The organism is Streptomyces sp. SAI-127, assembly GCF_029894425.1.
Classification (GTDB): domain Bacteria; phylum Actinomycetota; class Actinomycetes; order Streptomycetales; family Streptomycetaceae; genus Streptomyces.
The window spans coordinates 949,474-962,889 of the sequence record NZ_JARXYJ010000001.1 but is presented as its reverse complement, the minus strand read 5'-3'; the positions used below and the strand labels follow the sequence as shown (position 1 = coordinate 962,889).

11 protein-coding genes are annotated in these 13,416 nt (G+C 71.3%); 4 read left to right on the top strand and 7 right to left on the bottom strand.

Annotated features, from left to right (window positions below; genetic code table 11):
* Positions 1 to 60 precede the first annotated feature (60 nt).
* From M2157_RS04645 to M2157_RS04625, 5 genes are read right to left on the bottom strand one after another with little or no spacing between them, the layout of a single operon-like run.
* On the bottom strand, positions 61 to 1,557 hold the full coding sequence (locus M2157_RS04645) for an MFS transporter (RefSeq protein WP_280860521.1): 1,497 nt from the start codon (positions 1,555 to 1,557) through the stop codon (positions 61 to 63).
* Between the two features lie 28 nt (positions 1,558 to 1,585).
* Positions 1,586 to 2,482 carry a phosphogluconate dehydrogenase (NAD(+)-dependent, decarboxylating) gene (gene gnd / locus M2157_RS04640; protein WP_280864509.1) on the bottom strand — a complete coding sequence of 299 codons (897 nt, stop codon included), beginning with the start codon at positions 2,480 to 2,482 and terminating at the stop codon, positions 1,586 to 1,588.
* Between the two features lie 3 nt (positions 2,483 to 2,485).
* Positions 2,486 to 3,427, bottom strand: a complete 942-nt coding sequence (locus M2157_RS04635; RefSeq protein WP_280860519.1) for an NAD(P)-dependent oxidoreductase — start codon at positions 3,425 to 3,427, stop codon at positions 2,486 to 2,488.
* A complete protein-coding gene (locus M2157_RS04630) occupies positions 3,424 to 4,512 on the bottom strand; it encodes an NAD(P)-dependent oxidoreductase (protein ID WP_280864508.1) in 1,089 nt (362 codons plus the stop codon). The genes M2157_RS04635 and M2157_RS04630 overlap by 4 nt, the downstream gene beginning before the upstream one ends.
* Positions 4,512 to 5,471 carry a cyclase family protein gene (locus M2157_RS04625; RefSeq protein ID WP_280864507.1) on the bottom strand — a complete coding sequence of 320 codons (960 nt, stop codon included), beginning with the start codon at positions 5,469 to 5,471 and terminating at the stop codon, positions 4,512 to 4,514. Before M2157_RS04625 ends, M2157_RS04630 begins: the two co-directional genes overlap by 1 nt.
* A gap of 181 nt (positions 5,472 to 5,652) precedes the next feature.
* Between M2157_RS04625 and M2157_RS04620 the strand changes: the two genes are divergently transcribed.
* From M2157_RS04620 to M2157_RS04605, 4 genes are all read left to right on the top strand, one after another.
* The gene (locus M2157_RS04620; protein WP_280860516.1) at positions 5,653 to 6,447 is read left to right on the top strand and encodes an IclR family transcriptional regulator; all 795 of its coding nucleotides are present in this window, start codon (positions 5,653 to 5,655) and stop codon (positions 6,445 to 6,447) included.
* A 200-nt stretch (positions 6,448 to 6,647) separates the two neighbouring features.
* On the top strand, positions 6,648 to 8,216 hold the full coding sequence (locus tag M2157_RS04615) for a sugar ABC transporter ATP-binding protein (protein WP_280860515.1): 1,569 nt from the start codon (positions 6,648 to 6,650) through the stop codon (positions 8,214 to 8,216).
* On the top strand, positions 8,216 to 9,427 hold the full coding sequence (locus M2157_RS04610; RefSeq protein WP_280864506.1) for an ABC transporter permease: 1,212 nt from the start codon (positions 8,216 to 8,218) through the stop codon (positions 9,425 to 9,427). Before M2157_RS04615 ends, M2157_RS04610 begins: the two co-directional genes overlap by 1 nt.
* Before the next feature lie 132 nt (positions 9,428 to 9,559).
* Positions 9,560 to 10,675, top strand: a complete 1,116-nt coding sequence (locus M2157_RS04605) for a substrate-binding domain-containing protein (protein ID WP_280863693.1) — start codon at positions 9,560 to 9,562, stop codon at positions 10,673 to 10,675.
* Between the two features lie 211 nt (positions 10,676 to 10,886).
* Here the strand turns inward: M2157_RS04605 and M2157_RS04600 are convergent, their stop codons facing one another.
* Positions 10,887 to 11,624 carry a spermidine synthase gene (locus M2157_RS04600; RefSeq protein WP_280864505.1) on the bottom strand — a complete coding sequence of 246 codons (738 nt, stop codon included), beginning with the start codon at positions 11,622 to 11,624 and terminating at the stop codon, positions 10,887 to 10,889.
* An 81-nt stretch (positions 11,625 to 11,705) separates the two neighbouring features.
* A complete protein-coding gene (locus M2157_RS04595) occupies positions 11,706 to 13,391 on the bottom strand; it encodes a ribonuclease J (RefSeq protein ID WP_280864504.1) in 1,686 nt (561 codons plus the stop codon).
* Between the last annotated feature and the right edge of the window lie 25 nt (positions 13,392 to 13,416).

The following is a 13,416-nucleotide window of genomic DNA, read 5'->3' as shown; positions in this document are numbered from 1 at the left end:
CCGAAACATGCCCTGGCACCGCGGCCCGGGAGCGGCCGGGCTCAGCTGCCGTCGGCGTGCTCACAGGCCCCACCTGCCTGGCCGACGCCGGGGGACAGGAGCCCGCGCCGATCGACGCGTGACGGGTGCGGTGACCGCGGCCCCCGCGCCCTGTCGCAGCCGCGAGGCCTCCCACGCGCAGGCCAGCGGCAGCAGTGCGAGCACGCCGAACGCCACGCCGTAGGGTCGTGCCGGATCGGTCGGCCCGAGCTGTGCGGTGAGGGCTCCCGCCGCGCGCAGGGTCCACACGGCCAGGGCGATGCCCACCCCGCCGGCCAACTGGTGCACGCTGCTCGACAGGGTGTTGGCGTTCGCGGTCCGCTCCGGCCCCAGGTCGGCGAAGCAGATCGAGGAGTACGCGCTGAGCGAGACGGACCGGCACACGCCGCTCACGAAGAGCACGGCGACCAGCACAGCAAGAGGCGTACGGGAAACGACGAGGCCGCAGAGGACGAACGTCGATGCCGTCGCCATGCCGTTGACGACGAGCACCGTGCGGAAGCCGAAGCGGCGCAGCAGCGGGGTGGTGAACGGTTTGACGGCGATGTTGCCGGCGAACACGGCGGTGAGCACGAGCCCGGCCCGCGCGGCGCTCCAGCCCCACGCCTGCTGGAACATCAGCGGCAGAAGGAAGGGGACGGCGCTGATGGCGGCCCGGAAGACGGCGCCACCCGCGTTCGCCACCCGGAAGGTGTCCACGCGGAAGGCGGTCAGATCCAGCAGTGGCCTGCGCGACCGCAGGAGGTGACGGACCGCCAGCCCGCAGGTGAGCAGTCCCAGGCCGAGCCAGACGGCCGCCGAGGCCCGGTGCCGTGCCAGGTCGCCCAACAGCTCCACGCCGACGAGCAGCGCGCCCGCCCCCGCCGACGTGAGGACGAAGCCCGTCCGGTCGAGTACCGGCCGGCCCTCGTCGGCCTCGCGCCGGCCGTCGGGGATCAGCCGCAGGGCAGCGGGCAGCGCCGCCACGCCCAGTGGCACGTTCACCAGGAAGATCCAGCGCCAGGAGGCGTACGTGGCGAACAGGCCGCCGAGCACGGGGGCGAGCACCGGGGCCAGCAGGCCCGGCCAGGTGAGCCAGGCGATCGCCCGCAGCAGGTCCCGGCGTGGGGTGGTGCGCAGGACGGTCAGCCGCCCGACGGGCACCATCATGGCCCCGCCGACGCCCTGCGCCACCCGCGTCACGACGAGCTCGGTGAGACTGTCGGCCGCCGCGCACAGCGCCGAGGCGATGGTGAACACGGCTACCGCCCAGGCGAAGACGCGGCGGCCGCCCCAACGGTCCGCGGCCCAGCCGCTCACCGGGATGAACGCGGCCAGCGCCGTCAGATACGCGGTCATGGCGGCGCCGACGGCCTCCGCCCCGGTCCCGAAGGACGCGGCGATGCCGGGGGCGGCGGTGGCGATGATCGTGGCGTCCAGGTTCTCCATGAAGAACGCCCCTGCCACCAGCAGCGCCGGCCCCCGGTGCCTTCCGTTCGCCCGTGTCTTCGTCTGGACCGAGGCCGGTTGGTCGGACATGGCGGTCTCGCGGTGACCCGGGTTCGGGTCAGGCCGAGCCGGCGGAAACGGTGGACGCCGCGTGCACGGCATGTCCACCGAACTGCTGGCGCATCGCGGCGAGCGCCTTCAGCTGGGCGGCGTCCGGCTTGCGGGAGGCGAAGCGGGCGAAGAGCGCGGCGGTCATGGCCGGGGCGGACACCGCCAGGCGTACCGCCTCCTCGACCGTCCAGCGGCCCTCGCCGGAGTCGTCGACCCGGCCGGAGAGACCGGCCAGGTCCGAGTCCTGTTCCAGGGCACGGACGAGGAGGTCGAGCAGCCAGGACCGGACGACGGTGCCCTGCCGCCAGGAGGCGAGCACCTTGGGCACGTCGGGGACGTACTCGCTGGCCTCCAGCAGTTCGTAGCCCTCGGCAAGGGCCTGCATCATGCCGTACTCGATGCCGTTGTGAACCATCTTGGCGTAGTGCCCGGCGCCCACCGGGCCGGCGTGGCAGATGCCGTCCTCTGCCGGGGCGAGGGACTCCAGCAGCGGCCAGACGCGCCGGACGTGCTCGTCGGCCCCGCCGCACATCACGCCGTAGCCGTTCTCCCGGCCCCAGACGCCGCCGCTGACACCGCAGTCGACGTATCCGACACCGTGTTCGGCGAGCATCCGCGCGTGCTCGGTGTCGTCGGTGAAGCGCGAGTTGCCGCCCTCGACCACCACATCGCCCGCGGACAGCAGGCCGGCCAGGTGCCGGAGCGCCTCGCGCGTGGGGTCACCGGCCGGGAGCATCAGCCACACCACACGGGGGGCTGCGAGCCTGCCGACCAGTTCCTCCAGGGAGTTGACGTCACGATCCGGCGAGGTGCGGCTGTAGCCGATCACCTCGTGGCCGCGGTCGCGCCAGCGGGCCGCCATGTTGCCGCCCATGCGTCCGAGACCGACGATTCCAATCTGCATTGCTCAGTCCTTCGAGATGTGGTGCGGGCGTGAGGGACTGTTGTCCTCACGCAACAGCCGCAGGACGACGCTGTTGTCCAGGTCGCCGAGGCCTCGGTCGTCGATCGCCGCGTACAGGCGGGCGACGGAGGTGGACAGCGGCAGCTCGACGTGCGCGTCCGCGGCACTGTCCAGCACGAAGCCGAGGTCCTTGTGGAGGTAGCGGGCGGGGCCCGAGGGGGTGAAGTCGCTGTCGGCGAGGTGACGGCGCTTTTGCGCGAGCACCTCCGAGGAGGCGAGTCCGCCGGACAACACCTCCAGCAGGGCCGCCGGGTCGAGGCCACCGTGCTCGCCGAGTACGACGGCCTCGGCGAGCGCCACGAGGGTGCCGGCCACGACGAGTTGGTTGCAGGCCTTGGCGAGCGATCCGGCTCCGATGTCGCCCATGCGGCGGACCGTCGAGCCCATGGCGGTCAGGTAGGGAAGGGCGCGTTCGACGGCGTACTGCGTTCCGCCCGCCATGATCGACAAGGTGGCGTTCCGGGCGCCTGTCACGCCACCGCTGACAGGAGCGTCGACGACGGTGACGCCGAAAGACCGCAGTTCCTGGGCCAGGGCACGTACGGCGACGGGGGAGACGGTACCCATGACCACGAGGGTGTCCATCGCTTCGGCCGGTGCGGCGGTGTCCAGGCCTGCGAGCAGTCCGTCCGGGCCGGCCGACACGTTCCGGACCTGAGGCAGATCCGGGAGCATGGTGATGACCGTGCGGGCGCCGGCGGCGACGTCGGCGGGCCGGCCGGCCGCACGGCAGCCGGCGGCGACGGCGGCGTCGAGTGGGGTGCGGCCCCGGTTCCATACGAGGACGTCGAAGCCGGCCTTCGCGAGGTTGGCCGCCATGGGAAGGCCCATCGCGCCGAGCCCGACGAAGCCGACCGTGCCGGGAGACTGAGGCGGGGAGGTCACGGACGGACCCCCGCCGGTGCGTGCTGCCCCGTCTCCGCCGCGAGGGCGCCCAGCCGTTCGGAGAGGTACGCGTGTCCGAGCACGTCCCGGTTGACGACGAAGCGCGGCAGGCGGCCGGTCGCGACGTCCAGGACGGCCCGGACCGCGCTCCCGCCGTTCCCGGCGGACATCTCGTCGGTCCACGCGAGGCTGTGCGGACTGAGGACGACGTTCTCCATGGAGAGCAGCGGGTTGTCGGCGCCGGGAGGCTCGGACTCGAACACGTCCAGTCCGGCGCCGCGGATGCGGCCGGTGCGCAGGGCGTCGATCAGTGCCGCCTCGTCCACGATCGGCCCGCGGGCGACGTTGAGGAGCACGGCCGAGGGCTTCATCAGGGCCAGTCGCCGGGCGTCCACGAGGTGGTGGGTCTCCTCGGTCAGCACGCACATCACGATCACCGCGTCGGCCTCGGCCATCACGGTGTCGGCGTCGCCGAGACGCACGCCGAGTTCGCGGGCCGTGTCCGGCGGGCAGTAGGGGTCGTAGGCGATGACCTCGGTGTCGAACGGCCGCAGCAGACCGACCAGGTCGCGGGCGGTGTTGCCCAGGCCGAGCAGGCCGATCCGGCGGCCGGTGAGCCCGAGCCCCATCCACTGCTCGCGCTCGGACCAGCGTCCCTGACGCACCAGCCGGTCCTTGGCGGTGACGTTGTGCAGAACCGCCAGCAGCATGGTGAGGGCGGCGGTGGCGACCGGGCGTCTGGCGCCGTCGGGGGTGATGGTGACAAGAGCGCCGTGGCGCGTGCAGGCGTCGAGGTCGACGGCGTCGTAGCCGACGCCGAAGCGGGCGAAGAGAAGCGGGGGCCGCGTGCCGCCCTCGAACGTGCGGGCGGTGACGGCGGGGCCGGCGAACAGGACGGCGTCCAGGCCGTCGATGTCCGGGGCGAGGAGTTCGCCGGTGTCACGCGGGAGGTAGCGCCAGGGGATCCCGGCGGCGTCCAGCTCGCCGAGCCGGATGTCGCCCCACACGTTGCTTCCGTCCGCGTCGCGGAAGTCACGGCTGACCCCGACGGTGAACCGGCCCTCGGCCGGCTGGGAGCCCGTCATCACAGCACCGCGACCGGGTTGACGGGCGAGCCCGTGCCACCGGGGATGTTCAGTGGTGCCACGACCAGCAGGAACTCGTAGCGGCCTGCCGTCGCGCAGGCGGCGGACAACGCCTCCAGGTCGAGGTTGTCCAGCAGCGGTACGCCCATGGCGGTGAGCGCGAGGGCGTGCACGGGGGAGTGCAGTCCGTCGACGGGGGAGGGACGTACGTCGCTGTCGCCGTCGCCGCCGAGCAGGGAGATTCCGCGCTCGGCGAGGAGGGGTACGGCGTCCACGTGGAAGCCCGCACTGGCGTTGTCGGGGTTCCAGGCCCCGAGTGCGGCACGGCGTCGGAAGTGACCGGAGCGCAACAACACCGCGTCGCCCTCGGCGATGGTCACGCCGAGCGCCTTCTCCGCGGCGAGCACGTCCTCGGCGTGCACGGCGGTTCCAGGCTCGAGCCAGTCGGTGCCGAGGACGGCGGGCAGGTCGATCAGGACGCCCTTGGTGACGAGGGGGCCCAGGGCGGAGACCGCGCCGAAGTGGGCGCCGGCGGCGTCGACCACTTCACGGGCGGTGCGGCCGTCGTAGAGCTGACCGCGGTACGCGATGTGGGAGAGCGCGTCGAGGTGGCTGACGCCCTTGCCGTGGTAGTCGACGGCGATGAAGTCCTTGTGGCAGGACGGCTCGGGGGCCTCGACGTCGCCGAGATCGGACATGTAATGCAGGGCGGGCTTGCCGTTGTCGGGGCCGGGAACCGTGTTCCAGGGCAGCGCCATGGGGACGGTGACGCCGCTGCGGACGAGCGCGGCGGCTCGCTGGACATGGGCGGGGGTGACCCGGTTCCACGCACCGCGGTCGGCGGGGGACCACGTGCCCCAGGTCCGAACGGAGTCGAAGAGGGCATCGAAGTCCTCGCGTGACAGGCGGGGGCCGTTGTCAGGCAGAGGAGGCGGGGAATGGGTTGGGCTGCTGGTCATGAGCTGCTCAGCGCTCCAAGGCTCGGAGGGTGTCGTCGATCGGCCCGGAAGGCGCGCTACGGTCAGGAGACTCGGCGAATCTCGATGGCAAAGCGCGTGGCGACGGCATTGTCGTTCGGTGACAGACGAGGGACAATAACAACATGCTGAACGACGAACAGAATGATGGGTGGAAACGACGGTGAGCGCAAGCGACCCGGGAAGCCTCGTCCCGGCGGTGACCCGAGCGGTGGCGATTCTCGACGTCCTCGGCGAGGCAGAGGGCCGACCGCTGTCGGTCAGTGACATCGCGCGCGCCCTGGGCCTGCCGAAGTCCTCGACGGGGAATCTCTGCGCCTCCCTTGAGGCGGCGGGCATGATCACTCGCAATGGCGCGGGCTTCGGCCTCGGGCGCAAACTGGTGGAACTCGGTGGTCGCTATCTGTCCACTGTCGACCAGTTGCGCGACTTCTACGAGCTGTGCCGGCGCAGTGCGCACATCTCGCGGGAGACCGCCCGGGTGGCCGTTCTGGACGGCCTGGACGTTCTGTACCTGGCCCGGTACGACGGTACTCAGCCGCTGCGGCTCACCGCCAACATCGGCGACCGCTTCCCCGCCAACTGCACGGCGACCGGGAAGGCGATCCTCTCGACGCTGGATCCGGCGGTGGCCGAGGACCGGCTGCGCGGCCGCACCCTGCCCGCGCTCAGCGAGCGCTCCCTCACCTCGGTGCCCGCGTTGCTGGAGGACCTCGCGGCGACCCGGGAGCGCGGCTACGCGGTCGACGACGAGGAGGCCACCGCGGGCGTCCTCTGCCTGTCCGTGCCGGTCACCGGATTCCGCACCGACTCGGCCCCCTTCGCGATCAGCGTCACCGTGCTGAAGGCGCGACTCGACGACGAGTTCCGTGAGGCGCTCCTGAAGGATCTGCGCGCCATCGCGGCAGGGCTGGAGAACCCCATGCTTCCGCGGGGACTGCCGACGGGCGGCGGATGAGGTGACATGGGCTCCCCGCTCCGGCGGGGGCCTCGCGAAGACCACGACGACGGCGGCGGTACGGAACTTCTCCGTACCGCCGCCGTAACTTTGGAGCAATCTATGGCAACGGGGCTATTGACCAGGATGCTGTAACGAGTTCAGGATTCTGGTCGAGCCGATGGATCGGTCCTCGGCCTGCAGATCCCCCGGAGAAGTCCGTGAACGACGCTCCCGACGACACAGCCCCCAGCTCTCCGTCGCCCGACGGGCAAGAGGCCTCCCGTCCGCTGGTGACGATCCGCGGACTGCGCAAGCGGTTCGGCGGAACCCTCGCCCTCGCCGATGTGGACCTCGACGTCCAGGCGGGCAGTGTTCTCGCCCTATTGGGCCATAACGGTGCAGGAAAATCCACACTTATCAAGATCCTTGCCGGTGTCTACCGCGCCGACGAGGGCCAGGTCACCGTCGCCGGCCACCCGCTCGGCTCCAGCGCGGCGTCCACCGAGATGTCCTTCATCCACCAGGACCTCGGTCTCGTGGAGTGGATGACGGTGGCCGAGAACGTCGCCCTGGGCACCGGCTACCCCCGCCGAGCCGGGCTCGTCTCCTGGCGGCAGGTACGTCGGCGCTGTACCGAGGCCCTGGAGATAGTCGCCGGCCACCTCGACCCGGACGCGGCCGTCGCCGATCTCACCCGCGCCGAGCGCTCCCTCGTCGCCATCGCCCGCGCACTGGCCACCCGCGCGCGCCTCATCGTCCTCGACGAACCGACCGCCAGCCTCCCCGCCGCGGACTGCGCCCGGCTCTTCGACGTCCTGCACACCCTGCGCGACCGCGGCCACGCCATCGTCTACGTCAGCCACCGCCTCGACGAGGTCTACCAGGTGGCCGACCGCTTCGCCGTCCTGCGCGACGGTCACCTCATCAGCCAGGGTCTCCTGGCCGACCACGGCCCGGACCGCATCGTGCACGACATCGTCGGCCGTGAGCCGGAGGGCCACCGACCGCCCGGCCCCCGGGCGACCGGCACCCCCGCCTCCACCGTGCTGCGCCTGACCGGCGTCACCACCGAGGGCGCCGGCCCCGTCGAACTGGAACTGCGCGCCGGAGAAGTCCTGGGCATGGTCGGCCTCACCGGAGCCGGTCACATGGATCTCGGCCGTGCTCTGGCCGGGTCCCGGCCCTTCACCGGCGGCGAGGTAGTGCTCGACGGCAAGAAGTACCGCCCCCACTCGGTCGCCGCGGCCGTCGACGCGGGCATCGGCTTCGTCACCAGCAACCGCCAGGAGGAGGGCTGCGCCCTCGAACTCACCGTGCGCGAGAACTTCCTGGCCAACCCCCGCGCGGACGCCCGGGCCCCCTGGCGCTGGATCAGCCCCGCGCGCGAACGCGCAGAGGCCAGATCGCTCGTCGAGCGGTTCGGTGTGCGTCCCGCCGACTCCGAGGCCCCGATCGCCACCCTCTCCGGCGGCAACCAGCAGAAGATCATGATCGGCCGCTGGCTGCGCCTGAGCCGCCGCGTGGTGATCCTCGAGGAGCCGACCGCCGGCGTCGACGTCGGCGCCAAGGCCGAGATCTACCGGCTCCTGGACGACGCCCTCGCCGAAGGGCTCGCCGTCCTGCTCATCTCCACCGACTTCGAGGAGGTCGCCGACGTCTGCCACCGCGCGCTGGTCTTCGTCAGGGGCCACGTCACCGCGGAACTGTCCGGCGACGCCCTCACCGTCACCGAACTCACCCATGCCGCGTCGGCCATGCCGGCGCTGACCGGAACGGGCAACCACTGATGGCCACCGAGACCCAGTCCTCCCGCCGAGCCCAGCGGTCCACGACCGGCGGCGACGCCAAAACGCCCAGGAGCAGGCGTACGACCGGCGCCGCCCCCACCGGACCGTCCCGCGGCCCGCGCGGTAGCCGGCTGCGCGGCCACCTCATCGGCACCTACGGCCTGCTCACCCTCACCGTCCTGCTCTTCCTCGTCTTCTCCCTCGCCCTGCCGAACACCTTCCCCACCCTCGACAACATCTCGTCGATCCTGTCCAACCAGTCGATCCCGGCCATGCTCGCCCTCGGCGCGATGATCCCCATCGTCACCGGCAAGTTCGACCTCTCCGTCGGCTACGGCCTCGGCCTCGCCCACGTCCTCGCGATGCAGCTCATCGTCAGCAACGGCTGGCCCTGGCCGCTGGCCTGCGTGGTCGTCATCGTCGGCGGCGGCGTCATCGGCGTGTTCAACGGCCTCCTCGTCGAGTTCGCCAAGATCGACTCCTTCATCGCCACCCTCGGCACCGGCAGCGTGCTGTACGCCTGCACCGGCTGGATCACCGACGGCGCGCGCATCGTCCCCGGCCCGAACGGGCTGCCCCCGGCCTTCACCGACCTGTACGACTCGAAGTTCCTCGGCCTGCCCGTACCCGCCTTCTACGTCCTCGGCCTCGCCGTCATCCTCTGGCTGCTGCTGGAACGGCTGCCGCTCGGCCGCTACCTGTACGTCATCGGCTCCAACGCCCGCGCCGCCGACCTGGTAGGCATCCCCACCCGCCGCTACGGCATCTACGCCTTCGCCGGATCCGGGCTCGTGGTCGGCTTCGCCGGCGTCCTGCTCGCCGCCCAGCAGCAGATCGGCAACCCCAGCGTCGGCATGGACTACCTGCTGCCCGCCTTCGTCGGCGCGCTGCTCGGCTCCACCGCCATCAAGCCCGGCCGCGCCAACGCCGCCGGCACCGTCGTCGCCGTCGCCATCCTCGCCATCGGCCTCGCCGGCATCCAGCAACTGGGAGCCGAGTTCTGGGCCACCTCCCTGTTCAACGGCGGCACCCTCCTCCTCGCCGTCGGCCTGGCCGGCTACTCCGCCCGCCGCCGACTGCGCGCCGGGGCGGACGCCACTCGCACCTCACTGTCCGGGCCGTCCGAGTCCGCGGCGCCGGCCGCCTCTGTGCAGACCTCCGTCGCCGCCGCGGAATCCGCGCCCCCGCCGCCGTCCACGACGACGGACTAGATCCACCGAGCCACCCGTCACAGCCCGTGCGGCCCGTCGTCCGGACGTCACCCGCCTTCCCGCCCTCCCCGTACATCAGCAAGGAGCCCGTCCGTGTCGTACCACTACACCCGTAAAGCGCCCCTGAGAGCCGTGGCCGCATTCGCCGTGGTCACCGCGTTCGCCGCAGGCTGCACTCGAGGGTCGGAGGCCGGCTCCGCCAGCACCGTCGCTGACACGAAGGCAGGCTGCCCCGCGGTCCTCGCCTCCGCCAAAACGGCCGTCAAGGCGGCGGAGGACGTCAACGCTCCCTGGGACGGCCCGACCACCGGCCCCAAGGCGGCAACCGGCAAGACCATCGTCTACGTCGCCCAGAGCATGACCAACCCGGGAGTCGCCGGCGCCGCCGACGGAGTCAAGGAAGCCGCCAAGGCCATCGGATGGACCGTACGGATCATCGACGGCCAGGGCACCCCGGCCGGCATCCAGGCCGCGCTCAGTCAGGCCGTCGCCGTCAAGCCCGACGGGATCGTGCTCTCCGGCTTCGACCCCAAGTCGACAGCGCAGCAGGTCGCCCAGGCCAACGCCGCCGGCATCCCGCTCATCGGCTGGCATGCCGTGGACGCCCCCGGCCCCAGCACGGACCCGAAGCTCTTCAGCAACGTCACCACCAAGGTGCAGGACGTCGCCAAGATCAGCGCCGACTGGATCATCAGCCAGTCCAACGGCCGGGGCGGCGTGGTGGTCTTCACCGACGCGTCCATACCCTTCGCCAAGGGCAAGTCGGACCTGATCGAGAAGGAGCTCGCCACCTGCTCCGACGTCAAGGTCCTGAACACGTCCAACATCCCCATCGCGGACGCCAGCAACCGCACGCCGCAGGAGGTCTCCGCCCTGCTGTCCCGCTTCGGCGCCAAGTGGACCAGCTCGGTGGCCATCAACGACCTCTACTTCGCGGACGCCGCCCCAGCCCTTCGGGCAGCGGGCAAGCAGGGTAACGGAGCACCCTTCAACATCGGCGCGGGCGACGGCGACCCGTCCGCCTTCCAGCGCATCAACAGCAAGCAGTTCCAGTCGGCGACGGTTCCCGAGCCGCTGTCCGAGCAGGGCTGGCAGATGATCGACGAGTTCAACCGCGCCTTCGCCGGCAAGTCCGCCAGCGGCTATGTCGCTCCGGTGCACATCGCCACGGCCGACAACAGCGGCGGTAAGTCCTCCTGGGACCCCAGCGGGTACCGCGAGGCCTACCGCAAGCTCTGGGGGAAGTGACCCGAGCACCCATGGCCACAGTCACCTGAGCAACACCGTCGGCTGCCCCTCCTGCTCTCCCCGGCGGGAGGGGCAGCGCCGCGTCCCGTCCCGCCCCTCGCCCGCTCGTCCCCTGGCTCTGCACGACGATCTGCCGCAGCGCCTCGGCCTGTTCTGTTCTGCCGTACATGAGCGAGCGCGCCGCACCGCCGGAGCCGGTCGAGCCGTCGTCCTACGGCGCGCCCGGTGCCGTGCCCGCCAGGTAGACGGTGTTGGCCGAGGTGCCGCCCTGCAGGGGGTTGTCGAAGTCGACGACATGGGCCGCCGACTGTGCGAAGACCTCCCCGAGTGCGGAGGTGAACTCCTCGTCGGGCGGATCGTTCGACCACAGGGCGAACACCCCGCCGGGGTGGAGGTGTTCGGCGAGGGCGCGCAGCCCGGCAGGCTGGTAGAGCGCGGCGTGCCGGGAATGGAGCACATGGCGCGGTGAGTGGTCGACGTCCAGCAGGATGGCGTGGAAGCGGCGGCCCGGCTCCTCGGGATCCAGACCGTTGGGATCGGCGGCCAGCGCGAAGAAGTCGCCGTGCACCAGGCGGCAGCGGGCGTCCGACGTCAGCCGGGCCCCGAGGGGAACCAGGTGCCGCTGGTGCCAGTCGATGACTTCGGCGAGCGCGTCGATCACGATCAGCGAGCGCACCCGGGCGTCGTCCAGCGCCGCCTGGGCGGTGTAGCCGAGCCCGAGTCCGCCGACGGCGACGTCCAGTGCGGGCAGTTCGGTGTCCGGCAGCTGCGCCAGTGCGAGTTCCGTGAGCGCGATCTCGCCGGTGGTGAAAAGGCTGGACATCAGGAACTCGTCGCCGAGTTTCACCTCGTACACGTCGTCTCCCGAGACCGGGTGACGGCGCCGGCGCAGACTGATCTCGCCGATCGGTGTCGGTCGCCAGTCGATCTCCTCGAAGCGCAGGCCCATCCGCTCACCCTTCTGACGTTCGTTCGTGGATGCATGAGTGGCGAAGCAGGCGTAGGAGCGGGGAGTCGGGCGGCGGCCGTCTCAGGCGTCGATGACGACCGGGATGATCAGCGGCCTGCGACGGTGGGCGCGGAACGCCCAGTTGCCCACGGCGCGGGCGATGAGCTGTTCGAGCTGGTGGGCGTCGCCGACGCCTTCCTGGGCGGCGGTGGCCAGCGTCTTCTCGATGACGGGGATCACCGGCTCGAAGGTGGTCTCGTCGTGGACGAAGCCGCGGGCCAGGAAGTCCGGGGGCTCGGCCAGCGCGCCGGTGTCGGCGTCGACGAGGGCCACGACCGTGATGACGCCCTCCTGGGCAAGGGTGACCCGGTCCTTGAGGGACGCTTCGGTGGCGCCGCCGACTTCCATGCCGTCCACGTAGACGTTGCCCGCGGGCACCTTGCCGACGATGGAGGCGCGGCCGTCGACGAGGTCGACGACGACACCGTCCTCGGCGATCACGACCCGCTCGGGGTCGACGCCGGTACGGATGGCGAGGTCGGCGTTGGCCCGCAGGTGACGGAACTCGCCGTGAACGGGCATGACGTTGCGGGGCCGGACGATGTTGTAGCAGTAGACGAGTTCCCCGGCGCTGGCGTGGCCGGAGACGTGCACCTTGGCGTTGCCCTTGTGGACGACGTTGGCGCCCCACCGGGTCAGGCCGTTGATCACCCGGTAGATGGCGTTCTCGTTGCCGGGGATGAGGGAGCTGGCGAGCAGGACGGTGTCGCCCTTGCCGATACGGATCGCGTGGTCGCGGTTGGCCATCCGCGACAGGGCGGCCATCGGCTCACCCTGGGACCCCGTGCACACCAGGGTGATCCGGTGGTCCGGCAGCTTCTCCAGTTCCTTGGCGTTCACGACCAGGCCGGACGGGACCTTGAGATAGCCGAGATCGCGGGCGATACCCATGTTGCGGACCATCGAACGGCCCACGAAGGCCACCTTGCGACCGTGCTGGTGGGCGGCGTCCAGGACCTGCTGGATGCGGTGCACATGGCTGGCGAAGCTGGAGACGATGACCCGCCGCGGGGCGGTCCGCAGGACCTGCTCGATCGCGGGGTTCAGTTCGCGTTCGGAGGTGGTGAAGCCGGGGACCTCGGCGTTGGTGGAGTCGGTGAGGAACAGGTCCACACCCTCCTCGCCGAGGCGGGCGAAGGCGCGCAGGTCGGTGATGCGGTCGTCCAGGGGGAACTGGTCCATCTTGAAGTCACCGGTGTGCAGCACCATGCCGGCCCGGGTCCGCAGGGCCACGGCGAGGCCGTCCGGAATGGAGTGGTTGACGGCTACGAACTCGCAGTCGAAGGGACCGAAGCCGCGCCGGTCGCCCTCCCGCACGCGCACCGTGCGGGGACGGATGCCGTGCTCCTTGAGCTTGGCCTCCAGGAAGGCAAGAGTGAGCTTCGAGCCGACGACCGGAATGTCCGACCGCTCCCGCAGCAGATACGGCACGCCCCCGATGTGGTCCTCGTGGCCGTGGGTGAGAACGACGGCCACGATGTCGTGGAGGCGGTCCCGGATCGAGGTGAAATCGGGCAGGATCACGTCCACGCCCGGCTGGTTCTCCTCCGGGAACAGCACACCGCAGTCCACGATCAGCAGCTTGCCGGCATGCTCGAAGACGGTCATGTTCCGGCCGATTTCGCCCAGACCACCCAGGGCGGTCACCCTCAGTCCGCCGTCGGGCAGGGGCGGGGCGGCTTTGAGTTCTGGGTGCGGATGGCTCATACCCTCACGTTACCGGAGGGTCTGC

What these genes read in the sequence shown, in the direction of transcription:
- M2157_RS04610 (WP_280864506.1), top strand. Translation starts at nt 8,216, where the DNA reads ATGGCCACCGAGACCCAGTCCTCCCGCCGAGCCCAGCGGTCCACGACC.
- M2157_RS04625 (WP_280864507.1), bottom strand. Translation starts at nt 5,471, where the DNA reads ATGACCAGCAGCCCAACCCATTCCCCGCCTCCTCTGCCTGACAACGGC.
- M2157_RS04630 (WP_280864508.1), bottom strand. Translation starts at nt 4,512, where the DNA reads ATGACGGGCTCCCAGCCGGCCGAGGGCCGGTTCACCGTCGGGGTCAGC.
- M2157_RS04595 (WP_280864504.1), bottom strand. Translation starts at nt 13,391, where the DNA reads ATGAGCCATCCGCACCCAGAACTCAAAGCCGCCCCGCCCCTGCCCGAC.
- gnd (WP_280864509.1), bottom strand. Translation starts at nt 2,482, where the DNA reads ATGCAGATTGGAATCGTCGGTCTCGGACGCATGGGCGGCAACATGGCG.
- M2157_RS04645 (WP_280860521.1), bottom strand. Translation starts at nt 1,557, where the DNA reads ATGTCCGACCAACCGGCCTCGGTCCAGACGAAGACACGGGCGAACGGA.
- M2157_RS04600 (WP_280864505.1), bottom strand. Translation starts at nt 11,624, where the DNA reads ATGGGCCTGCGCTTCGAGGAGATCGACTGGCGACCGACACCGATCGGC.